At 51.9% G+C, this 21,843-nt stretch carries 22 protein-coding genes and 6 pseudogenes; 15 read left to right on the forward strand and 13 right to left on the reverse strand.

Features of this window, described 5'->3' with window-relative positions:
* Positions 1 to 16: 16 nt before the first annotated feature.
* The 4 genes from IB214_RS24580 to IB214_RS24595 all read right to left on the reverse strand — a co-directional run bounded on the left by IB214_RS24580 (position 17) and on the right by IB214_RS24595 (position 2,186).
* On the reverse strand, positions 17 to 448 hold the full coding sequence (locus IB214_RS24580) for an antirestriction protein (protein WP_117344014.1): 432 nt from the start codon (positions 446 to 448) through the stop codon (positions 17 to 19).
* Positions 449 to 800: 352 nt separating this feature from the next.
* Positions 801 to 1,223 (reverse strand): DUF1380 family protein, encoded by a 423-nt coding sequence (locus IB214_RS24585; RefSeq protein WP_117344011.1) that lies wholly within the window; start codon positions 1,221 to 1,223, stop codon positions 801 to 803.
* Between the two features lie 52 nt (positions 1,224 to 1,275).
* Complete coding sequence (locus IB214_RS24590) at positions 1,276 to 1,497, reverse strand: hypothetical protein (protein WP_117344010.1); 222 nt, start codon at positions 1,495 to 1,497, stop codon at positions 1,276 to 1,278.
* Entirely contained in the window at positions 1,494 to 2,186 is a 693-nt protein-coding gene (locus IB214_RS24595) for a DNA methylase (protein WP_117344009.1), read from the reverse strand. Before IB214_RS24595 ends, IB214_RS24590 begins: the two co-directional genes overlap by 4 nt.
* Between IB214_RS24595 and IB214_RS24600 the strand changes: the two genes are divergently transcribed.
* From IB214_RS24600 to IB214_RS24620, 5 genes and pseudogenes are all read left to right on the forward strand, one after another.
* On the forward strand, positions 2,185 to 2,316 hold the full coding sequence (locus tag IB214_RS24600; protein WP_255508642.1) for a hypothetical protein: 132 nt from the start codon (positions 2,185 to 2,187) through the stop codon (positions 2,314 to 2,316). The genes IB214_RS24595 and IB214_RS24600 overlap by 2 nt on opposite strands.
* 295 nt (positions 2,317 to 2,611) lie before the next feature.
* Positions 2,612 to 3,358, forward strand: a pseudogene (locus IB214_RS24605) (transposase); the annotation flags it as partial.
* Positions 3,359 to 3,456: 98 nt separating this feature from the next.
* On the forward strand, positions 3,457 to 4,956 hold the full coding sequence (locus IB214_RS24610; RefSeq protein WP_071444479.1) for an IS21-like element ISPlge2 family transposase: 1,500 nt from the start codon (positions 3,457 to 3,459) through the stop codon (positions 4,954 to 4,956).
* The gene (istB, locus tag IB214_RS24615; protein ID WP_071444478.1) at positions 4,953 to 5,717 is read left to right on the forward strand and encodes an IS21-like element helper ATPase IstB; all 765 of its coding nucleotides are present in this window, start codon (positions 4,953 to 4,955) and stop codon (positions 5,715 to 5,717) included. Before IB214_RS24610 ends, istB begins: the two co-directional genes overlap by 4 nt.
* A gap of 57 nt (positions 5,718 to 5,774) precedes the next feature.
* Positions 5,775 to 6,470, forward strand: a pseudogene (locus IB214_RS24620) (transposase); the annotation flags it as partial.
* A 246-nt stretch (positions 6,471 to 6,716) separates the two neighbouring features.
* On the opposite strand, the gene IB214_RS24625 reads toward IB214_RS24620, so the two are convergent.
* Positions 6,717 to 7,091 carry a hypothetical protein gene (locus IB214_RS24625; protein WP_117344007.1) on the reverse strand — a complete coding sequence of 125 codons (375 nt, stop codon included), beginning with the start codon at positions 7,089 to 7,091 and terminating at the stop codon, positions 6,717 to 6,719.
* Positions 7,092 to 7,307: 216 nt separating this feature from the next.
* Here IB214_RS24625 and IB214_RS24630 point away from each other — a divergent pair, with 216 nt between their 5' ends.
* The 5 genes from IB214_RS24630 to IB214_RS24650 all read left to right on the forward strand — a co-directional run bounded on the left by IB214_RS24630 (position 7,308) and on the right by IB214_RS24650 (position 12,931).
* Positions 7,308 to 8,711, forward strand: coding sequence for an ISNCY family transposase (locus IB214_RS24630; RefSeq protein WP_117344041.1), 1,404 nt, complete (start codon positions 7,308 to 7,310; stop codon positions 8,709 to 8,711).
* A 102-nt stretch (positions 8,712 to 8,813) separates the two neighbouring features.
* On the forward strand, positions 8,814 to 9,704 hold the full coding sequence (locus IB214_RS24635; protein ID WP_348939695.1) for a LysR family transcriptional regulator: 891 nt from the start codon (positions 8,814 to 8,816) through the stop codon (positions 9,702 to 9,704).
* 192 nt (positions 9,705 to 9,896) lie between these two features.
* The gene (locus tag IB214_RS24640; protein WP_072105596.1) at positions 9,897 to 10,955 is read left to right on the forward strand and encodes an alpha/beta hydrolase; all 1,059 of its coding nucleotides are present in this window, start codon (positions 9,897 to 9,899) and stop codon (positions 10,953 to 10,955) included.
* Positions 10,956 to 10,967: 12 nt separating this feature from the next.
* Positions 10,968 to 12,086 (forward strand): NADH-dependent flavin oxidoreductase, encoded by a 1,119-nt coding sequence (locus IB214_RS24645; protein WP_117344044.1) that lies wholly within the window; start codon positions 10,968 to 10,970, stop codon positions 12,084 to 12,086.
* Between the two features lie 98 nt (positions 12,087 to 12,184).
* A complete protein-coding gene (locus IB214_RS24650) occupies positions 12,185 to 12,931 on the forward strand; it encodes an SDR family oxidoreductase (RefSeq protein ID WP_117344046.1) in 747 nt (248 codons plus the stop codon).
* A gap of 202 nt (positions 12,932 to 13,133) precedes the next feature.
* Here IB214_RS24650 and IB214_RS24655 read toward each other — a convergent pair.
* From IB214_RS24655 to IB214_RS24675, 5 genes and pseudogenes are all read right to left on the reverse strand, one after another.
* A pseudogene (locus tag IB214_RS24655) lies at positions 13,134 to 13,301 on the reverse strand (helix-turn-helix domain-containing protein); the annotation flags it as partial.
* 117 nt (positions 13,302 to 13,418) lie between these two features.
* Entirely contained in the window at positions 13,419 to 14,003 is a 585-nt protein-coding gene (locus IB214_RS24660; RefSeq protein ID WP_117344033.1) for a tetratricopeptide repeat protein, read from the reverse strand.
* 5 nt (positions 14,004 to 14,008) lie between these two features.
* Positions 14,009 to 14,542, reverse strand: coding sequence for a hypothetical protein (locus IB214_RS24665; RefSeq protein WP_015059152.1), 534 nt, complete (start codon positions 14,540 to 14,542; stop codon positions 14,009 to 14,011).
* A gap of 208 nt (positions 14,543 to 14,750) precedes the next feature.
* Positions 14,751 to 14,885, reverse strand: a pseudogene (locus IB214_RS24670) (hypothetical protein); the annotation flags it as partial.
* Positions 14,885 to 15,469, reverse strand: a pseudogene (locus IB214_RS24675) (DNA methyltransferase); the annotation flags it as partial. The pseudogenes IB214_RS24670 and IB214_RS24675, both read right to left, overlap by 1 nt.
* Between IB214_RS24675 and IB214_RS24680 the strand changes: the two are divergent.
* The 5 genes and pseudogenes from IB214_RS24680 to IB214_RS24700 form a co-directional block, all read left to right on the forward strand.
* Positions 15,464 to 15,556, forward strand: a pseudogene (locus IB214_RS24680) (hypothetical protein); the annotation flags it as partial. The pseudogenes IB214_RS24675 and IB214_RS24680 sit on opposite strands and share 6 nt — an antisense overlap.
* Positions 15,557 to 15,629: 73 nt before the next feature.
* Complete coding sequence (locus IB214_RS24685) at positions 15,630 to 16,634, forward strand: tyrosine-type recombinase/integrase (protein WP_045912034.1); 1,005 nt, start codon at positions 15,630 to 15,632, stop codon at positions 16,632 to 16,634.
* Positions 16,618 to 18,495: a tyrosine-type recombinase/integrase gene (locus IB214_RS24690; protein ID WP_117344036.1), complete on the forward strand. Its 1,878-nt coding sequence runs from the start codon at positions 16,618 to 16,620 to the stop codon at positions 18,493 to 18,495. The genes IB214_RS24685 and IB214_RS24690 overlap by 17 nt, the downstream gene beginning before the upstream one ends.
* Before the next feature lie 28 nt (positions 18,496 to 18,523).
* A protein-coding gene (locus IB214_RS24695) for an IS1-like element IS1B family transposase (protein ID WP_095033700.1) occupies positions 18,524 to 19,221 on the forward strand; the annotation gives its coding sequence in 2 pieces (ribosomal slippage) (positions 18,524 to 18,773 and positions 18,773 to 19,221; 699 coding nt in all).
* A gap of 95 nt (positions 19,222 to 19,316) precedes the next feature.
* Positions 19,317 to 20,276: an IS5 family transposase gene (locus IB214_RS24700; protein ID WP_161959051.1), complete on the forward strand. Its 960-nt coding sequence runs from the start codon at positions 19,317 to 19,319 to the stop codon at positions 20,274 to 20,276.
* 40 nt (positions 20,277 to 20,316) lie between these two features.
* Here IB214_RS24700 and IB214_RS24705 read toward each other — a convergent pair whose 3' ends face one another.
* From IB214_RS24705 to IB214_RS24715, 3 genes are all read right to left on the reverse strand, one after another.
* Complete coding sequence (locus IB214_RS24705) at positions 20,317 to 20,607, reverse strand: hypothetical protein (protein ID WP_348939699.1); 291 nt, start codon at positions 20,605 to 20,607, stop codon at positions 20,317 to 20,319.
* A complete protein-coding gene (locus tag IB214_RS24710) occupies positions 20,604 to 20,927 on the reverse strand; it encodes a hypothetical protein (RefSeq protein ID WP_348939701.1) in 324 nt (107 codons plus the stop codon). The genes IB214_RS24705 and IB214_RS24710 overlap by 4 nt, the downstream gene beginning before the upstream one ends.
* An 88-nt stretch (positions 20,928 to 21,015) precedes the next feature.
* On the reverse strand, positions 21,016 to 21,819 hold the full coding sequence (locus IB214_RS24715; protein ID WP_348939702.1) for a DsbA family protein: 804 nt from the start codon (positions 21,817 to 21,819) through the stop codon (positions 21,016 to 21,018).
* Positions 21,820 to 21,843: the final 24 nt, after the last annotated feature.

Below are 21,843 nucleotides of genomic sequence, written 5' to 3' on the forward strand. Positions count from 1 at the left end.
CGCCGCCCGCGGTAGATCAGTCCAGTGCACGCCACATAGTCGCGCTTTCCGGGTGGGCATCAATGAAGTTCATCAGCTGTTCATGACGGCGGCAGAAGTGCCGGCACAGCTCCTCCCGGTCGTGGTTGCTGTGGTGCCAGCTGCGGTGATTCAGCACCAGTGCCGTGAGGATGATCCCTGCCACTTCCCCGCTGACGGTCTGCTCAAACCAGTTTTCCGGGTTGCACAGGGTCATGCTTTCCACGTCCGGAGCCATAAACCCGCCCCCGTCCGGCAGGCGGTAAAAATGCCAGAATCCACCAACATATTCGGGGCAATAGCGGCTGGCATAGGCATAAACGGAGGCCTCGGACGTGATAAAGTCGCCGCCAAACACATCAGGTAAAAAGGTCAGTCTCTGGGCGCCTTCAAGACGGACGGCATCACAACGGGTCAGGGTCTGGTTCATACATCCTCCACGGTTAACATATTCTCGGTTCCGGCATCGCCGTGACGACACGACAGACCGGCGAAAAGCGGAGGACGCAGGGGCGACGCCGCAAGCCGCAGCGCAAAGCCTTCACGGGCTGAATGCCCGTGAAGGGTGCGAACGGGTGAGGACGGAGGCGAAGCGAACCCTTGTGGCCGATGCGGCCGGGCTACAGTGAAGTCACGGCGTATGCCGTCACCGCACGCAGCTGCAGGGGATTTTTTCGTCCCGACGTGGCCCGGCGGGCTGCGGCGGATAAAAGCGGAAGGCACTGACATCCTTTTTCGCAGTGGATGGCCATCGGTTGCCGGGGCATTACCCCGGCCCTCTTTCAGGCTGCCAGTACCTCCTGTAAAGCGTGGACGTTTTTAAGCGCCTCCCTGACGGATTCCGGCTCCTGCCGTCCGGCTTCCCAGGCCATTCCGATCCGGTTTTCCAGCTCACACTCATAGTTACGCAGAACACTGACCAGGAGTGCCGCCGGGACACTCACCTGTCTGTTTACCGTTTCCCGCTGACGGTTCAGGAGGTTGCTGATGGTCAGATTACTTACTCCCTTCTGGCGGTACTCCGTCATTTTCATCTCGCCGATCGCCTTCATCACGGCGCGGGTTTCCGCCTCATCCGGTTCAGGCCGGGCTTCACGGCAGGCCACGCTAACCCCCTCTTCCGTCCAGACCAGCAGGACCAGGGGTTCGTCAAAAGCGAACATGTTTTCAAGCTTCACACAGAGTTCTTCACGGGTTCCGTACATTGCCTTCTCTCTTTTTGGTTTAACAGGCCGGGCCATTACCCGGCGTGGTCAGTCAGTCCTGAAAGGTTTCGTCCAGCACCAGGGCTTCGCGGTACGCTTCCAGTAAAAGGGTGTTTATCCGGCGCAGGGTCTGCGCGGCCATACGTTCAGAGAGCGTGGCCGCGTCGTGCCGGTGCTGCGATTCAAGACGGTTCAGCAGCATCCGCACGTCACACATGGCGTTGCTGAGCGCGGCAACGTCCGCGCGCAGGGCTTCCAGTCCCGGATAGTTCATGCCGCCTCCGGATAATCGGGATAAAAGCCGGCATCATTGGCCGCCGGCATCCTTCTCGCCCGTTCAACCTGAGCCAGGCGACGAACGCTCGCGGCGTGATACTGCTCAAGCATCTCGATGCCGATATAGCGCCGGCTGGCTTCGGCGGCCGCCACGCAGGTGGAGCCGCTGCCGGCGAACGGGTCCAGAACAATGGCGCCCGGTCGGGTCAGGGATTCAATGAGCGGGCGCAGGCTCTGCACCGGTTTTTCAGTCGGGTGGTGGCGGTTGCCCGTATATTTCCAGGGGATCACGTCCGGGATGGAACGGTCCGGCGTCTGTGGCCTCCCCTTCGCCAGCAGGTAGGCGCTTTCATGGGCATAGCCCACAAATGTCGATTTGGAAGTATAGGATTTGGCAAAAACGATATGCCCGACAATCCGGAAGCCAGCCGTTTTCCAGGCATTCAGAAATAAATCAGCCCGGTTCCATGCGTAAAAACTCACCATCAGGCTGTCGTTTTTCAGCACGCGATACATCTCATGGCAGGCCGGTTGCAGCCATTCCGGCGTGTTGTCTCCGGCAAGCGTGCGGCCGGTGCGATCCTTAAAGCCGACCAGATACGGCGGATCGGTCAGAATAAAATCCACTGCTCGCGACGGAAAACGGGACATGACCTGCACGCAGTCACCCAGGATAAAACGGGACATGGCACTCTCCTCTCTGATATACGGCACCCTGTTGCGCCGTGCCGCCACAAAAACCCGGCGTAAAGCGGAGGGCGCAGGGGCGATGCCGCAAGCCGCAGCGCAAGCCCTTCACGGGCTGAATGCGCCGTGAAGGGTGCGAACGGGTGAGGACAGAGACGAAGTGAACCCTTGTGGCCGCAGCGGCCGGGTTAGCGTGAAGGCACGGCGTGGAGAACAGCCGCCTTTGAGGCGGCAGAAAGGTGGAGGGAACCGACTTCCTTCATTTGGTCACGGTCAGCTATGTGCCCAGGCTGTGTGAAAACTACTGATCACTTTTTGGTCTAAGTAGTGGTTTTATATGATCAACCATTCTTGATAAACCAATGCAGAAACTTACTTTATTTAATAAAATTAGAATCATACGATTAAATAAAGCGGGTGCAGGTATGACTCAACATATCAAAGGTCAAGGCAGACATCAGGTGACGTTGCTCCCTGAAGTGCTGGATGATTTTGTCACAGAAGACAACCCTGTCAGAGTTATTGACGTCTTTGTTGATGAACTACAGCTTGATACACTTGGCTTTGAGCGCGTTAATGCAAAGCAAACCGGGCGGCCTGGATATCATCCCGCAACCATGCTGAAGCTTTACATTTATGGATACCTGAACCGCATCCAGTCATCCCGCCGGTTAGAGAAAGAAGCCCATCGTAACGTTGAATTGATGTGGTTACTTGAACGATTAACACCTGATTTTAAAACCATTGCAGACTTCAGAAAAAACAATGGTAAAGGCATCAAAAATGCTTGCCGCACTTTCATTGATCTGTGTCGGCAGATGCAGATGTTCACCGATGTGGTGGTTGCCATTGATGGTAGTAAGTTCAAGGCGGTAAACAGCAAATCGAACAATTTCACGCCCCAGAAAACAAAAGGCCACATTGAAAGGGTTGAGCAAAGTATTGCTCTTTACCTGAATAAGCTCGATGAAGCTGACAAGGCTGCGGAGCCCGAAAAAAATGCATGTTTAACAACTGCGAAACTGGCATGGCTGCAAAAGCGTCTGAAAGAACTCAAGAAAATTCAGCAGGCCGTTGTGCAGCACCCTGATAAGCAGCTGTCACTGACAGATCCTGATTCCCGGTTAATGAAGATAAACAATGTTAACCGCCAGGTGAGCTATAACGTTCAGACTGCCTATTAGGCGACAATTACCCCGTCCGCATCGCGACAATTACTCTGGCCTGTTTGTAATCTGAGCGTCCTGTTTCTTCTTTCCAGGGAGAGGTTGTGACGCTGAATACCAGACAGGTCAGTTTTTACATGGCTCAACGTAATAAAGGTCTTACCCAGAAAGCCGCTGCGGCCACCACCGGCATCTCTGTTCGCTCCGGACGACGTATTGAAAAAGGGCAGTGGCAATCATCAGGTGAGCGACACTGGCGGACACGTCAGGATCCTCTGGAAGCGGTCTGGCTCAGTGATGTGCTTCCCTTACTCGCTTCCCGTCCGCAGATCTCGCCGACAACGGTTCTCGAATATCTGCAGGATAAATATCCGGGCCAGTATCCCGATAAGGTGCGCAGGACGCTACAGCGCCGTATCCGTACCTGGAAAGCCTGCCACGGTGGGGAACGGGAGATCATGTTCCGCCAGGAGCATCTGCCGGGAATGCGGGCGCTGTCAGATTTTACCCAGCTGAAAGGCACGGTTATCACCATTAACGGTTGCCCGCTGGAACACAAACTCTTCCACTTCCGCCTTGAATGGAGTCGCTGGAGCTGGATGCGGGTTGTCACCGGCGGCGAGAGCTTCACCGCTCTGGCCGAAGGGCTGCAGGAGGCGCTGGGTCAGTTGGGCGGTGTACCAGCAGAGCACCGTACAGACAGTCTGGCCGCAGCATGGAAAAACCTGAGCGAGGAAGACCACCGGGATCAGACAGCGCGCTATGCCGGGTTGTGTGAACACTACGGCATGACCCCCTCCCGCAATAACAGCGGACGGGGCCATGAGAATGGTTCAGTGGAGTCGGCTCACGGACACCTCAAGGAGCGTATACGGCAGGCCCTGCTGCTGCGCGGAAATAACGACTTCGGTTCCCTGAATGAGTATCGCCAGTTCGTTACACAGCAGGTGCTGCGCCATAACCAGCGCAATCAGGATCTAGTCCGTCAGGAGCTGGCACTTCTGAAGCCCCTTCCTCAGCGGCGGTGTGCTGACTACGAGGAGCTGTCCGTCCGGGTCAGCAGCAGTAGTACCATCAACGTCCGGCACGTTGTGTACAGCGTGCCATCCAGACTTATTGGACAGATGCTGAAGGTTCGTCTGTGGGATGACAGACTGAGTTGTTACGTTGGCAGCGATGAAGTCATGAGCTGTCAGCGGGTCCGGGCCCCGAAAGGTAAACGGCGGGCCCGCAGTATCAACTTCCGGCACGTGATCGGTAGTCTTGTCATGAAACCCGGGGCGTTCTACCACGCCACACTGCGTAACGACATCCTGCCGGATGATGAATGGCGGCAGCTATGGCAGCGGATGTGTTCACGTCTTGCTCCTCAGCTGGCGAGTCGCCTGATGGTTAATGCCCTGAAGCTGGCGGCAGAGCGGGAAGACATATCAGCGGTCGCGAAAGGGCTGAACCACCTGCTGCTGGAGCCAGGAGAGCCGGATCTGCAGAAGCTGCTCAACTGGCTGGGCGTGAAAGATAAACGGCCGCTGCCGGACGGGAAACTGGTTCAGCACAGCCTGCAGGGTTATGACAACCTGATGCGTAAAGGAGGCCTGCAGTGACCGATATCCATACGCTTGAAAGGTTGCTCAGGAGGTTACGTCTGACGCGCATAGCCACCGAGTGGCACAGCCAGGAGAAACGCGCGCTGGCCGAAGGGTGGACCCCTTCGCGTTATCTGCTGTCACTCTGCAGTGAAGAGGCGACGCACAGGGAAAGCGAACGGCTGCGGCGGTATATAAAAGATGCGCGGTTGCCGGTGGGGAAAACGCTGGCCGAATATGACTTCGGCCAGGTCCCGGAGCTGAATGCCGCACAGGTGCGTCAGCTGTGTGAAACGACGGACTGGGTGGACAGCGGGGAGAACGTCCTGCTGTTCGGTGCCAGCGGTCTGGGCAAGAGCCACCTTGCCGCAGCGATCGCGGACGGCGTAGTGAGCCAGGGCCACCGGGTCCGGTTCTACAGCGCCGGCGAGTTGCTGCAGGAACTGCGTAAAGCCCGGTCGTTGCTGAGGCTGAACGAGATGCTTCTGAAGCTGGATCGCTACCGGGTGATAGTGATAGACGACCTGGGCTATGTCAAACGGGATAACGCGGAAACGGGCGTGCTGTTCGAACTTATCGCGCACCGGTACGAAAGAGGAAGCCTGATCATCACAAGTAACCATCCGTTCAGCACGTGGGGCAGTATCTTCGTGGACGAAACAATGGCGGTGGCAGCGGCAGACAGGCTGATCCACCACGGGTATATCTTCGAAGTTACAGGAGAAAGTTACAGAAAGAAAACATCAAAAGCAGTCACCCAGCAGTCAGCTAAGAAATAACTCAAAGGCGGCCAGAGTAGTTGACGCGTACCGGCCAAGGTAGTTGACGTCTAATAGACTGCCGTTGATGCTAAATATCACCTGATTGTTGCGCATGAAGTAACGAATACACCAGACCGTGGTCAGCTAACAGCGGTGACCAAATTAGCGCAGGAAGCAGTTGGCAAAGCGGATATTACCGTACTGGCTGATAAAGGTTATTACAGCCGGGGAGATATTAAAGCAACGCAGGACTTAGGTGCCGTAGCCTTAGTACCAAAAGGCGATACCTCTGGCGCTGACCGTAAAGGTCTTTTCAATCGTTCATTGTTCAAATATGACCAGGAAAAAGATATTTATATTTGCCCGATGGGTGAAGAACTTCAGAACCGATTTACGATGGTTGAGGATGGTTTAGAACAGCAAATGTACTTTAACAATATTGCCTGTCGCGATTGCAGTCAGCGGTCAAGGTGCACCACATCAAAACGCGATCCGAGGCGTATAAGGCGCTGGGTTCATGAAGCAGAAATGGAAGACATGCAAGCCAGGCTTAATGCATCGCCACAAACAGCTGTCGTGCGAAAGCAAACGGTAGAGCATCCGTTCGGGACAATTAAGATGTGGATGGGAGCGACTCACTTCCTGACGCAACGGTTTAAAAACGTCAGCACAGAAATCAGTCTGCATGTACTGGCTTATAACCTGAAGAGGATGATGTCCATCTGGGGGGCCGAAGGATTGGCCATTAAGCTGCGAGAACGATGCAGCTAGCGGCAGTGGCCGCTTTAACTCCTAATAACTGGCCATTAGTACTCCATATCAAGCCACAAAGTCTCGTTTTGCCTCAACATACAAATCACTGCGAATACAGCCCATATCAGGAATATCTTGCATCCCTGCTGGTGTTAGTCCTCAGATACTGAAAAAACCGAGTTTTTACACAGCCTGTGCCAGAAGCGGACACTGCTAACAACAGTCTGAGTTGATCAACAGAGAGCAGGTCAGTATTTCTGCTCATCACTTTCGCAGACTAAACCGTATAAAATCATGAGGAAATAGAGGCTTAATCATTATCTTATCGTTAAAAATAAATAGGTTAGGTGATATGGCGATGACATCGTAGATATTATCGACAATGAGTTGTAGATGGGTTCTGAACACGGGCACATCGGCATCATCCGCTATGACAAATACAGTTTCATTGCCTAAGTCGCTCCCATTAAACATCTCATGAGTGAGTTCATAATCGCAGAAATCCATTTCTGACCATATGAGATTGCCGCTATGCCATGGATATTGATGAAAAATATCCATTACCATGCTCAAATCATCCCCTTCCACAACATCGAAATCTGCCTTGAGCAGCTCCTTACATTCCTCAAACAATGTCATGCCCACTCCCTTTGTAGCTGTTTATCTTTATCATAACCTCCCTGGAAGATTGTCTAAAAGAATTACTAACGTCCGCTCTTCGCTCTTAGCGGACATTAGCATAGGCTATTTACCATAACGCCGCATTATGCGCAGACATAATGTAGTAGCAAAGTTGTAATGTCCGCTCTGGACTAAGTTAAGATGTCCGGCGTGTATAATCAAGTAAGGATTACCATGACGGCTCTCGCAACGGAGTTTTTCACATTGGATGAAGTTAACCGACTCAAGATAATTCAGGACGTCATCGACCGGCGTCTGACAACACAGATGGCAGCTCAGCGGCTTGGTATCTCCGACCGTCAGTGCCGCCGTCTGCTTGCGCGTTATCGTGAAGATGGTCCGCTTGGCATGACCAGCCGCCGCCGTGGTAAATCCAGTAACAACCAGCTGCCTCAGGGACTGGCCGCATACGCGCTGAATATTATTCGCGAGCGCTATAACGATTTCGGTCCGACGCTGGCCTGTGAAAAACTGTCTGAGGTTCACGGCGTTCATCTTTCTAAAGAAACCATCCGTAAGCTGATGACTCAGGCCAGTCTGTGGGTCCCACGTAAGCAACGTGCGCCAAAAATTCAGCAGCCGCGATACCGCCGTGCCTGTGCCGGTGAACTCATACAAATCGACGGCTGCGACCATCACTGGTTTGAAAACCGGGGACCTAAGTGTACGGCACTGGTTTACGTCGATGACGCAACCAGTCGTTTAATGCAGCTTCGTTTCGTGAAATCTGAGTCTACTTTCACCTATTTTGAAGCAACCCGAGGCTATATTGAAAAACATGGCAAACCGCTGGCGCTGTACAGCGACAAAGCCAGCGTATTCAGGATCAACAATAAAAATGCAACCGGCGGCGACGGCGAAACCCAGTTTGGCCGTGCGATGCATGAGCTGAACATTCAGACCATTTGTGCAGAAACCAGTGCTGCCAAAGGCCGCGTTGAACGGGCACACCTGACGCTTCAGGACCGGCTGGTCAAGGAGCTCAGGCTCCAGGGCATAAGTACCAGGGAAGCTGCGAACGCATTTGCCGAGGAGTTCATGAACGATTACAACCGGCGTTTCGCAAAAGCGCCTCGCCAGGCGTTTGATGTTCATCGGGAACTGGATGTCGATGATGACCTTGATATGGTCTTTAACTGGCGTGAAGCTCGTAAAGTGTCGAAATCACTCACAGTGCAGTACGACAAAGTCCTTTATCTAATTGAAGATAGAGAATTCAGTCGTCGGGCGATTGGTAAATACATCGATGTCTGGCATTACCCTGACGGACATAAAGAGCTTCGGCTTAATGGCGTATCACTTCCCTACTCCACCTATGACAAGCTTTCTGAAATCGATCAGGGGGCCATTGTGGACAACAAACGTCTGGGGCGGGCCCTGGAAATGGCGCAGCTGGTCCAGGCCGAGCGGGATAATAACCGGTCGCAGTCCGTTCCATCCGGCGACGGTCCTTCACGCAGGCGTAAAGCCCCCACGACGAAGAAATCTCAGCGCTCCCTTGATCAGGACGATATGTTCAATGCTCTGGTGAAACTTCAGTCACGCTCTGAAGATATATTTGGGAAGAAACAAACGTAACCCAACATTATTTGCCAGGCATTAATGATGGACAAATTGCCTTTATCCGGATTATTTTGTTAATGCCTCTAATGATGCCTCACTTAGAAACTGGTTTAATAAATGCGTCGTAAAAATGTAAACGATTATCAAGCTTTTATCGCAGTAGCCCGAGCAAAAAGCTTCACAAAAGCGGCCGCTCAGTTAGGTGTCTCACAGTCGGCGCTGAGCTACACGGTGAGGACTCTAGAAGCTGACCTTGGTCTTCGTCTTCTTACCCGTACCACGCGTAGCGTTTCTGTGACTGAAGCTGGCGAGCGGCTACTTTCCCGTATAGGACCCCATTTTGACGAAATTGAAAGTGAGATAGCTGCGCTGAGCGGATTGCGAGAAAAACCAGCCGGTACTGTGCGTATTACTGCCGTTGAACATGCAGCCGATACAATTCTCTGGCCTAAACTCGCCCCGGTGATGCTTGAGTATCCCGATATCAACATTGAAATTATCAGCGAGTACGGACTTAAAGATATTGTCGCTGAACGTTATGATGCTGGCGTTCGGTTGGGCGAACAGGTCGATATGGATATGGTTTCCCTGCCTCTTGCCAAGGATTTCCGTTTTGCAGTGGTCGCAGCGCCCTCTTATTTCAAGCGAAAAAACCATCCGGTAACGCCTCGTGATTTAAAAGATCATAGCTGTATCAGATTACGCCTGCCCACTCATGGCGGATTCTATACCTGGGAGTTTCGTAAGGATGAGACGGAAATTAAGGTCCGTATTGATGGACGAGCGACTTTCAGCACAATAAATATGATGAGGCAGGCCGCTCTAGATGGGCTGGGACTTGCTTATCTGCCGCTAGATTCCGTGGAGAACTACCTTGAAAACGGGATGTTAGTCCAGGTGCTTACTGACTGGTGTCCACCGCGCCCTCCCTATCATCTTTACTATCCCAGCCGTCTACAACATTCTCCGGCATTTGCACTTGTGCTCGAAGCACTCCGTGCCCCATAACCTTTGAGCACTGTTTTTCCTGGTCCATATCGAACTCAGTTACTTATAACCCTATTAATAAAACCTCCTTCTAAGCCCATGCGAAATTAAGCATCTAATTTCTCAATACTAAAGAGATTAAGATGGCCGCTGAAACAATCCATGTTCTTTCAGCGGCCAGGGCCGCCATCATGTATATGAAGGAGTCTTGCAATGAGTAAAAAAACAGGTGGGTTAAGTCGCCGTAATTTTATCCTGACGAGTTCAGTGGCCTCAGCAGGATTACTGATGGCGGGTCATGCTTCAGCCCTGCTCTCACCTACCCCTCGTACATCTGGCACCACGACACACGTAGATGGCGTCACAGTCAGCAGCGTCCTGTTCCGGAACAATGAAATAATGATGTCCGGAAACGTCTACGTCCCTCCGGATTTCAGCGAAAACCGTCAATACGCTGCTATTGTCGTTGTCCACCCAGGTGGTGGCGTTAAGGAACAGACTGCTGGCCTTTATGCCCTAAAACTGGCTAAAGAAGGATTTGTCACTCTGGCGTTTGATGCCTCCCATCAGGGGGCCAGTGGCGGATTACCGCGCTTTATCGATGATCCCATGAAACGCGTTGTCGATTTCTATAGCGCAGTCGATTACCTGACGACTCTCCCTTATGTCGATAATAATCGCATTGGCGCATTAGGTGTTTGTGCAGGTAGTGGTATCACGGTTAAAGCGTCAATGACGGAACGTCGAATCAAAGCGCTGGCAACAGTCAGTGCCGTGGATGTCGGAGCGGCGACCCGTAAAGGCTGGGAGGGAACAACATCTGAATCTGAACTCATTTCGACTCTGGATGCTGTTGCTAAACAGCGTACAGCAGAAGCAGCGGGCGGCGCACCGGTTTATGTCAACTATGTACCCAAATTGGGTGATACCAGTGCACCAAAAGATCTTCAGGAAGCTGCGGACTACTATCTGACCGAACGCGGAAAATATCCGACTTCTACCAATCAAATGCTGATGACAAGTATCAGTACGCTGGCGTCTTTCACCGGATTTGAAGGGGCTGATGTCTATTTAACACAACCACTACTGATTGTAGCCGGTAGTAAAGCAGGATCGCTCTGGCACAGCCAGGAATTACACAACACTGCGGCCTCTGTCCAAAAAACGCTGCATATCATTCCGGGTGCAACACATATGGACCTCTATGATGGTCAGGGTGCAACGGTTGCAGCGAGTAAGCTGGCTCCTTTCTTCAAGAAAAATCTCGCATAGGTATGACTTTCCATGAAACAAACTCCACTACTTGAAAGATTTCCACTTGGAAAAGGTGTGACGCTGCGCAACCGTATTGTGATGGCCCCGATGACGACCTGGTCGGGTAATGATGACGGCACGGTATCTTATGAGGAAGAAGCATATTATCGTCGACGCGTTCAGGACATCGGGCTGGTCATTACTGGCTGTACACATGTTCAGGAAAACGGCATTGGGTTTACGGGAGAGTTTGCTGCGTATGACGACAAATTTATTCCCAGTTTAAAGCGCCTTGCTATTGCTGCTAAAAGCGGTGGAGCACCGGCAATCTTACAAATATTCCATGCAGGTGTGAAAACCAGCCCTAAACTGGTTTCGGATATTGTAGCTGCAAGCGCTATTCCCGGTGACGCCGGTCCTTTCGCACCTTCCGTGACCCCTCGCGAACTTACATGCACTGAAGTCGAAACGGTTATTCAGGCTTTCGGTGAAGCAACTCGCCGTGCCATAGAAGCCGGATTTGATGGTGTTGAGTTACATGGTGCTCATGGTTTTTTACTTCAGAACTTTTTCTCACCTCATTCCAACCGAAGAGAAGATCAATGGGGCGGCTCTCTTGAAAACCGTATGCGTTTCCCACTCAGCGTCATCGAGAGTGTGCGTAAAACGATTGCTGAGCATGCAACCCATCCCTTCCTGATGGGATACCGCATTTCACTGGATGAGCATTACGAAGATGGGTTGCGCATTGATGATTCGCTTCAGCTGGTTGACCGCCTGGTCGAGGAAGGTATTGATTATCTTCATGTATCACTCGGTAATGCACTTGAAGCCAGACCCGTTGATGCACCGAATGGCCCGAAAGTCATCGAAATCGTGCGCGATCATCTGACCGGACGTATACCTCTGATTGTTGCCGGACAGTTGCGAACACCAGAGCAAGCCGAGGATGCTGTTAAAGCAGGGGTATCTTTGACTGCTGTAGGTCAGGGTATGGTGATGAACCCAGACTGGGTTAAGTTTGCAGAGGGTAAAGCTGAAGGAAAAATTGCTCTCAATATTGCTGCATCTGACGCAGATCAACTAGCTATACCCCAGAAACTCTGGCGCGTAATTGAAGAAACGACTGGCTGGTTCAACATCCGTTAAATGTATCTACGCGTATTGGCTACAGAGCTGGGTTGAATAACTCACCACCGATGACTTTTATGGTGCAGCTGTAATTGATGCCGAAATAAGGAAGCAAAGTGACAAACAATATTAAAGATAAAGTAATTATAATAACTGGTGCTTCAAGCGGTATGGGTGAAGCGGCGGCTCGGCACCTGGCTACAAAGGGCGCCAAAGTCGTACTTGCAGCCCGCCGCTCAAGTCGTATTGATGCGCTTGCGAAAGAAATTAACGAGCAAGGTGGGACCGCGATGGCCATCGCAACAGATGTCACCCGCGAAGACGATGTTAAAAAGCTCGTTGATACTACCGTTAGCCAATGGGGACGTATTGATGTACTGATTAATAATGCCGGTGTGATGCCACTGTCACCGCTTGACCAGGTAAAGGTCAGCGAGTGGAATCAGATGATTGATGTTAATCTCCGTGGTGTTCTGCACGGCATTGCTGCTGCACTGCCTTACATGAAAGCCCAGAAATCGGGGCACATCATCAATACGGCATCCATTGCAGGCCACCTGGTTTTTCCCGCATCTGCCGTTTATTCTGCAACAAAATATGCGGTACGAGCACTCACTGAAGGGCTAAGAAAGGAGACCTGTGCTTATAACGTCCGTGCAACCATTATATCTCCAGGTGCCGTCTCGACAGAGTTACTTGAGCATATTAGCGATAAAGATATTCAGGCTGTAAACCAGGAGTATGTCGGTAAAGTCGGTGTTCCGCCGGAAACCTATGCCCGCATGGTAGCTTTTGCAATCAGTGAACCAGAAGATGTGGGGATTAACGAAATTATTTTCAGACCAACAGCCCAGGATCTATAGTTCTGAACAACAAAATGGGGAGAGTCTGCCTGTACACTCTCCCTCATTCAAAAAGATACCGTGCGTGCAGGAGAATGGACCGGCAGATTTTCAGTTACTTGACTTGACGGATCTACTCCTACCGAAAAATACAATTTCATATAAACAGACCTTAATGTTTACCGTACGGTATCAGGACTTCGATGCTCGGCGGCATGAAATCTTACGTTAAGACAATGTGACTGCTTAATATAGTCTTCGCCTCTTCGAGAATTTTATAAACCGTGGAGCGAGCAATATTAAGTTGCCGGGCGATATTTGTTGCAACAGTATCTTTCTGGTGGAGGGCCAGCACACATTTTCTATCAGTAGAGCGCCTACGGCCAAACCGTTTTCTTCACCAGAATGACACCACCTGTCATTTCCAAAGGACATTTGAACTTTGCCCTACCCCGGACATCTCTACTTAGCCTTGACACATAAAAAAGCCCGCAGGGCGGGCTTGATGCTATGGCATTGTTCTTGCGAGTCGAAACCAATACTGTGCCATCGTTTCGTCTTGCTCGACTCCCCACCCATGCTTATACATATCACCAAGAGATGCCTGAGCCCCTGCATGATCTTGCTCAGCAGCCCGAATAAACCAATGGAAAGCCTGCCTGTCACTTTGCTCAACGCCCATACCGAGATGATACATCCAGCCAAGTTTAAATTGCGCACTACTATAGCCTTGCTTCGCGGCACAGAGAAACCATTCAACTGCAAGCCCATCATTTCTTAAATCAGAGAAAGCATACAGCCTTCCTAGATGAAACTGAGCCTCTGCATGACCTTGCAGAGCGGCCTTCTGATACCATTCAGACGCTTTTTGGACATGTTTATATCCACCTAACCCCAAATGATATACCCACCCAAGATTAAACTGGGCATCATCATGGCCTTGCTCCGCTGCAAGCTGAAACCAGTATATAGCCAGCTTATAATCCTGATGAACACCCAGCCCGCATGAGAATATCTTCCCCAAATAAAATCTAGCCTGACTATCTCCAGCAGTAGCCTGTGGTAACCAATGCTCAACAGAGAATGATTCCATAAAGGTCACCCCTTAATAGTGATCTGAATGTCATCCTCATTGACGCCAAAATGAAGTGCTAGACCAGCCTTAGCTTCTTTCAGGCTTAAAGGTCTATCGCTGACATCAACTTCTTCATACTCATCGTATTCGTCACCACTAGTCTGTTTTATTCCAGATACAATATGACCAACAGGTTTAAAATCGAGAGTATCAAGATCTATCCCCATATCCTCAAGGTTTCGGTAAGAAACCGGATTCCGGTTTCCATCCCATTGGTCAGGGATATCAATCTCAGCATAAGAATCAATGTTGATTATCCAACGCTTCTTGGGATGGTCTGGAATCCTGCTAATCCCAGAAATACGGCCAATCATAAAAGCATGGTGATGCTTTGCCTCCTGGGTTCCCCAATCAATCTTCGAGTTCTGAACGCAAACAACATACGAACATTTTCCTGCATGGGTTGCATTGAGTCTCCAGGCTTTGCTACCACCTGTTTTTAAAATCTCAGTAATTCCACGAGCAGTAAGAACAGTAACACACTTAGTACCTGGCATTTGAACCACCTATAACATATTGAAAATCTAGTTTTAGATAATTTACGCTTTAATTAATATCAGTACATCACGTAGATATCAAGTAAAAACACAAATGCTAATCAATTTTCTACATCAAGTACTACTGAAAGTGCTATTTATAAAGAAGGTTTTGTCATGCTTAATGGATTCAGATGGGTTATGCCATACGGAGATAAAGGATGATCTACAGGCGTTCAGTCAGCACTTCGGAATCAAAGCGATAGCGATGCTCCATGTCGTTCAGCGCGTCCCGCAGGTCACTCATGTTGTTGGCCAGCTCCGCCACGTCTGCGCGGAGTTTTTCGTGTCCGGCATAGTTCATTACGCGGCCTCCGGATAAAAGACGTCGTTGGCGGCCGGACGCTGCATGGCGCGCTGCACGGCTGACAGGCGCTCAATTCCGGCTTTGTGGTACTGCTCCATCAGCTCAATGCCGATATAACGGCGCCCTGCCTGGACGGCGGCCACGCAGGTGGAGCCGGAACCGGCAAACGGATCGAGAACAATGGCGTTCGGGTGTGTGAAGCTCTCGATCAACGGTTGCAGGCTGGTAACAGGTTTTTCGGTCGGGTGGTGGCGGTTGCCGCTGTATTTCCAGCCCAGAACATCCGGTAACGGGTTCGGCGGCAGCGCCGGACGGCCTTTCGCCAGGATATAGGCGCATTCATGGCGATAGCCGACATAGGCCGATTTAGACGAGTAGGTTTTGGTGAAAACCAGATGCCCGACGACACTGAATCCGGCACTTTTCCATGCAGCCATGAAACGATCGACGCGGTTCCAGCCGTAAAAGCTGACCATCAGCGCGTCTTTTTTCAGGACGCGGTACATCTCATTGCAGGCGGGTTGCAGCCATTCGTCGGTTTTGTCACCGGCAATACTGCGCCCGGAACGGTCACGGAACCCTGGATCAAAATGGGCACCCCGTGGTTCCAGATGAAAAAAGAAAGTTTTCCTGTGAAAATATATTCTTTTTCAAGCAATTATGAGCTTTAGTAAGTTAAGTGGAATGCAACATTTTCTGTGTAAACTTTGAACAGGATTCCTGGTTACAAAGGAGAACACAATGCTCACCACTTTATTCTGTACTCCCGCCAGTTCACTGGCAGAACGATGGTTGGGGTTATTATCCGATCTCGGCAGGTCACCGGCGACAATTCATGCCTACCGCGCTGCACTTACTCACTTCTTTCACTTCTGCTGCCAGCGGAAATTAACACCTGAGCTGGCAACCTTTGAAGACATCGCTGCGTACATTCGCCCCCAGTTACCCGGTATGCCTCATCCTGCAGCCAGCGCAACGCTTCAGCTTCGCCTTTCTGCTATCCGTCTGTGGTTTGACTATCTGATTTACATGGAGGTGATTAGCCGGACCCCTTTACCCCGGGCAGGGACACCCGACATGCCTTCTGCAGGCCGCGGGGTGGTTCAGCGAATAACACGTCTGCCACGAATTCCGGATGACAGCCAGTGGTATCACCTCCTCAATTATGTCTCTGATGGAACGCTGCGCGATCGTCTGATGCTCGCGCTGGCCTATCATGGTGCCCTCAGGCGCAATGAGGTGACGAATGTAGCTATTGAAGATATCGATCCTGCCCACAGGCTTATACGGATCCGCGCCGAAAATACTAAAGGCAAACGCGAACGGATGGTTTGCTACGGTCCGGCAATTACCCCGATTCTGGCAGCGCATCTCAGAAACCTGAAGCAAACGGGTATTACTGGCGGAGCACTGTTCCGTTCGGTTTCAGACAGAAATTATGGTTCACCGCTTTCATACTGGAGCTGGAGTAAAACGGTTCGCGAGTGGGGAGATAAGACCGGCATGCCATATCTGACTACGCACACTTTTCGTCACCTGCGGCTGACACACCTTGCCCGGGCGGGATGGAAGCTGCATGAAATCGCAACCTATGCCGGTCATAGGGACCTGCGCACTACGCAGATATATATCCATCTTTCAGGTACAGATCTTGCGGCCAGAATGGCGATGACTGTTGCGGAGACTGACCGGAAAATCGCAGCCATCATGTTCGGCCCGGAGAGAGATAATGACAGACAAGAGTGAAAAAGAATTCATATGCGCCCCCTTTTGCCGTACAGATTATGACCTGCACGTCGGCTTCAGTTCTGAGCAAAAAGAAGCGCTAAGTACGCCCCATAAACGCTCCCGCAACTATGGCAGATCCGGCGCCCTCTCTTCCCTGATAACACCATTGCTGGATATCGCCAACAACAGTGGCACCAGCTGTAAACTTACCCGCACTGTCATTATGGCGATGCTGACTGAAATGCAGAATGCAGGGCAACCCTGCTGGAACTGGAAGAAGGACCGGTGGATCTCCCTGTTTGATAAGTATCATCGCGGTAAACCACTTATGATGGCATTTGCATATCATCTCGGTCCCTTCGCATCGCCGCTTCAGATCCCCCATGATGACACCCCGTCGCTTTACGCCAGCGCCATTTACGGCAGTGCAATGTTCCGTTACCAGCTGAACCGCCTGTCGGAAGCACTGATATCATTGGGTTATGCGCCCCGGCACCTGCGACATGCAATATCCTCCCCCCTAGGCCTGCTGATGCTACTCAATGATAATCCCCGGCTTGAAAACATGACCGAAAAACTGCTCTGGCAGGCTCAACAACACCACGATGAGCAGGTTTCAAGACACTTCGGGAAAATTTCCCATGGTCTTGCGGCCCTTGGCATTATTGCAAACCCTATACGCATGCGTAACTACACTGAATGGTATGAGAAGCCGGTCGAAAATATCAGTCCGGAATGGGCCGCATGGTGCAGACGCTGGCGTGAGACATCCGTACTGCGTCCCAGGACACGTGAAAATCAGTACAGCTTCATTCTTCGCTGCGGCCTGTGGCTGGCAAAGGAACATCCTGATGTGAAGGCTCCAACGGACTGGTCTATTGAGATATGTGCCAGTTTCATCGCCGCAGTGGGCCGAATGAAGGTGGGGGAACTGTCTCTGGGTACTGTTCGTGGGCGGCGACAATCCAGACGCTCCGGGGAACCAATGATGCCCCATTCACGTGCAAATTTTATCTATTCACTGCGGCGATTTATGAGCGACTTCGAACTCTGGGGATGGGGACGTCTGAAGTTCAGCCCTGCCCGCCACCTCTTCACACCGGACACACCACTTTTTCGCCGAGGCGTCAATCCGAGAGTAATAGATGATCCCGTCTGGCTCAAACTCATCTGGGCCAGCCTGAACCTGCGCCATGAGGACCTGCTCAGTGACATTCATTATCCTCTGTCTATGCTTCAGGCGATGGCAGTTATCTGGACCCATGCCGGTCTGCGGCAGAATGAGCTCCTGCGTCTGACTATGGAATGCGTCACGCCTCAGTCAGAAGAGATTATCAGGGAAGATGGCAGTATCGTTCCGGCCGGAACACTGTGTTACCTTAATGTTCCGGCCGGAAAAACGTCAAAAGCGTTTGTCAAACCCGTCTCTGTCGTTGTAAAAAAATACGTTGATATCTGGCTGAATGTCCGACCCGTAGAGCAGGCAAAACTGCATGATGATCGCACGGGTGAAAAAGTTCACTATCTCTTCCAGTATCGCGGTAAACCAGCGGGCAGCGATGTGATTAACCGCACAGTTATCCCTGTTCTCTGTGCCAGAGCCGGCCTGCCGGTTGAAGACAGCAAAGGCACAATAACCAGCCACCGCGGACGAGCTTCAGCCCTGACTGCACTTGCCAGCGTGCCACATGGCATGTCACTGTATGAACTGATGCAGTGGTCAGGTCATTCAACACCACAGTCGACTCTGCATTACATCCGGATCCGCCCTACCCAACTGGCGGCGTCATTCGTAAAGGCTGATAGTATCGCCCATATGATAAGTGTACTGGTCGATCATGACCCGGAAGCGGGTGATGCTGCCAACTTACTGATTTAGTGTATGATGGTGTTTTTGAGGTGCTCCAGTGGCTTCTGTTTCTATCAGCTGTCCCTCCTGTTCAGCTACTGACGGGGTGGTGCGTAACGGCAAAAGCACTGCCGGACATCAGCGCTATCTCTGCTCTCACTGCCGTAAAACATGGCAACTGCAGTTCACTTACACCGCTTCTCAACCCGGTACGCACCAGAAAATCATTGATATGGCCATGAATGGCGTTGGATGCCGGGCAACCGCCCGCATTATGGGCGTTGGCCTCAACACGATTTTCCGCCATTTAAAAAACTCAGGCCGCAGTCGGTAACCTCGCGCATACAGCCGGGCAGTGACGTCATCGTCTGCGCGGAAATGGACGAACAGTGGGGATACGTCGGGGCTAAATCGCGCCAGCGCTGGCTGTTTTACGCGTATGACAGGCTCCGGAAGACGGTTGTTGCGCACGTATTCGGTGAACGCACTATGGCGACGCTGGGGCGTCTTATGAGCCTGCTGTCACCCTTTGACGTGGTGATATGGATGACGGATGGCTGGCCGCTGTATGAATCCCGCCTGAAGGGAAAGCTGCACGTAATCAGCAAGCGATATACGCAGCGAATTGAGCGGCATAACCTGAATCTGAGGCAGCACCTGGCACGGCTGGGACGGAAGTCGCTGTCGTTCTCAAAATCGGTGGAGCTGCATGACAAAGTCATCGGGCATTATCTGAACATAAAACACTATCAATAAGTTGGAGTCATTACCTGTTCTTCGTTATCAACGCCCGGTCAGGCCGGGCTTATATATTCCTGTGGCTTTGTTGAATAAATCGAACTTTTGCTGAGTTGAAGGATCAGATCACGCATCTTCCCGACAACGCAGACCGTTCCGTGGCAAAGCAAAAGTTCAAAATCACCAACTGGCCCACCTACAACAAAGCCCTCATCAACCGTGGCTCCATAACTTTCTGGCTGGACGATGAAGCGATTCATGCCTGGTATGAGTCGGCAACGCCTTCATCACGGGGAAGACCTCTGCGCTATTCTGCTCTCGCCATCACCACCGTTCTGGTCATTAAACGCGTATTCGGGCTGACCCTGCGGGCTGCACAGGATTTTATTTTTACACTGATGAATGTTCCGTTGCGCAGCCCGGATTACACCAGTGTCAGTAAGCGGGCAAAGTCGGTTAATGTCAGTTTCAAAACGTTCACCCGGGGTGAAATCGCACATCTGGTGACTGATTCCACCGGGCTGAAGGTCTTTGGTGAAGGCGAATGGAAAGTCAAAAAACACGGCAAAGAACGCCGTCGTATCTGGCGAAAGTTGCATCTGGCAGTTGACAGCAAAACACATGAAATCATCTGCGCAGACCTGTCGCTGAGCAACGTAACGGACTCAGAAGCCTTCCCGGGTCTTATCCGGCAGACTCACAGAAAAATCAGGGTAGCAGCGGCAGACGGCGCTTACGACACCCGGCTCTGTCACGATGAACTGCGGCGTAAGAAAATCAGCGCGCTTATCCCTCCCCGAAAAGGCGCGGGTTACTGGCCCGGTGAATATGCAGACCGTAACCGTGCAGTGGCCAATCAGCGGCTGACCGGGAGTAATGCGCGGTGGAAATGGACAACAGATTATAACCGTCGCTCGATAGCTGAAACGGCGATGTACCGGGTAAAACAGCTGTTCGGAGGTTCACTGACGCTGCGTGACTACGATGGTCAGGTTGCAGAAGCTATGGCCTTGGTACGAGCGCTGAACAAAATGACGAAAGCAGGTATGCCTGAAAGCGTGCGTATTGCCTGAAAACACAACACGCTACGGGGAGACTTACCCGAAATCTGATTTATTCAACAAAGCCATATTGCAGGTGAAAATTCAAGCTTAACGTACAATAATTTTCGATATCCAAACTGACCCCCTGAATAAAATTCACTTCCCGGTCCGTCATCCAGTGTGCCTGACGCGCCAGGAATACGCCGCCGGCGATGAGATGCTCTGTTTCTCCCGGCCGGATGCCCGCCTCCCTTAATGTTCTGATGAACGGAGACTGAGGGCTGTTCGCTTTTATCACGCGGAAAAATAGCGCCAGCATGACCATCAGCGGGAGGATAAACCACAGAATGGTTGTATTCACGGGTGCTCTCCTTCGCCGGCGGATGTGGTGTTCCCGGACACGGTCCACAGCTCCGGGTGGTCAGCAGGGACGCTCAGGGAGAACCCGGCGGAGAACAGCCAGCCGTCCAGCGTGACCCGGTTTTCAGGTTCGTCAGGCGCACACAGCGTAATGCTTTGCGCTGTAACGTCTGTGATTTCAAAGTTTTCCTCCGAAAGAATGCGGATAAGGTCATCACGTGAACGGATAATGCCCTGCCCCACCAGGTTTCTTAGCGCTCTTTTTAAAATTGCGCAGGCTTCTTCGTTTTCTTTCTGACTGTCTCGGTTGTCTTCTGACATGCTCTTTCCTTATCTGACCGGACCGTTGTGCCCCCGGGCGACACGGTCCCTGGCCTGTGTCATGCGGCCGGCTGGCCGCGCCTGATGATTACGGTTTCGGATTACCCGCGGCGGTATTAATTGCCCTCTGCAGGGTATCTGCGCGGGTAAGTCCGGGGATGACGGTCACCCTGCCGGCACGGGCCCCGGCAGAAGGAAGTACCACCAGGGCAGGCGTCCCGCTGAAGCCCAGTTGCTGCGCCAGCGTCTGAATTCCGTCCAGCGTGCCCTGTACATCAGCCGCCTGCCCGGCGTCGAAATTCACGGCGGTTGCCGCCGCACGGATATCGTCATCCGTCAGCCGGCCCTCGTTATGGCCGGTGGCATACAGTGTGTTGTGATAGTGAAGCCAGGCCTCAGCCCCTTTCTGCAACCATAGCTGCAGCCCGGTTTTCGCTGCACGCCCGGATTCCGGCCAGCGCGTCTCAAATATCGGGAGTGCCTTGAACACAAAACGCACGTCCGGGTTGGCCGCCATGACTTTCTGGAGCACCGGAGCCAGTCGGGCACAGTAGATACACTGGTAATCGAAGAATTCGACGACCGTCACCTGCGCATCAGCGGGACCATACGACGGGGTGCCTTTATCATCCAGCAGTGCCCCCTGATGCTCAGCGACAGCCGCCGTCATGGCCTGCATCTGCCTTTCCTGCTGCTGTTCCTGCAGTTTCTGGCTGACGTTAACCAGTACCTCCGGATGGGCGACGAGGTAGTCTGCGGCCACTTCGCCAATTCTGGCCTCCTGCGCCGGTGTGAACACCGGCTGAGGGGTTGCTGCGCGTGCTGTCGGACCAGAAATGATGAATGTTGTAACTATTAGTGAGGCTAAAACTGTTCTGCTTGTGCTTTTCATTTGCATATGCCTGATTTCATTGTG

The organism is Citrobacter sp. C1 (genome assembly GCF_014596895.2).
Taxonomy (GTDB): domain Bacteria; phylum Pseudomonadota; class Gammaproteobacteria; order Enterobacterales; family Enterobacteriaceae; genus Citrobacter; species Citrobacter gillenii.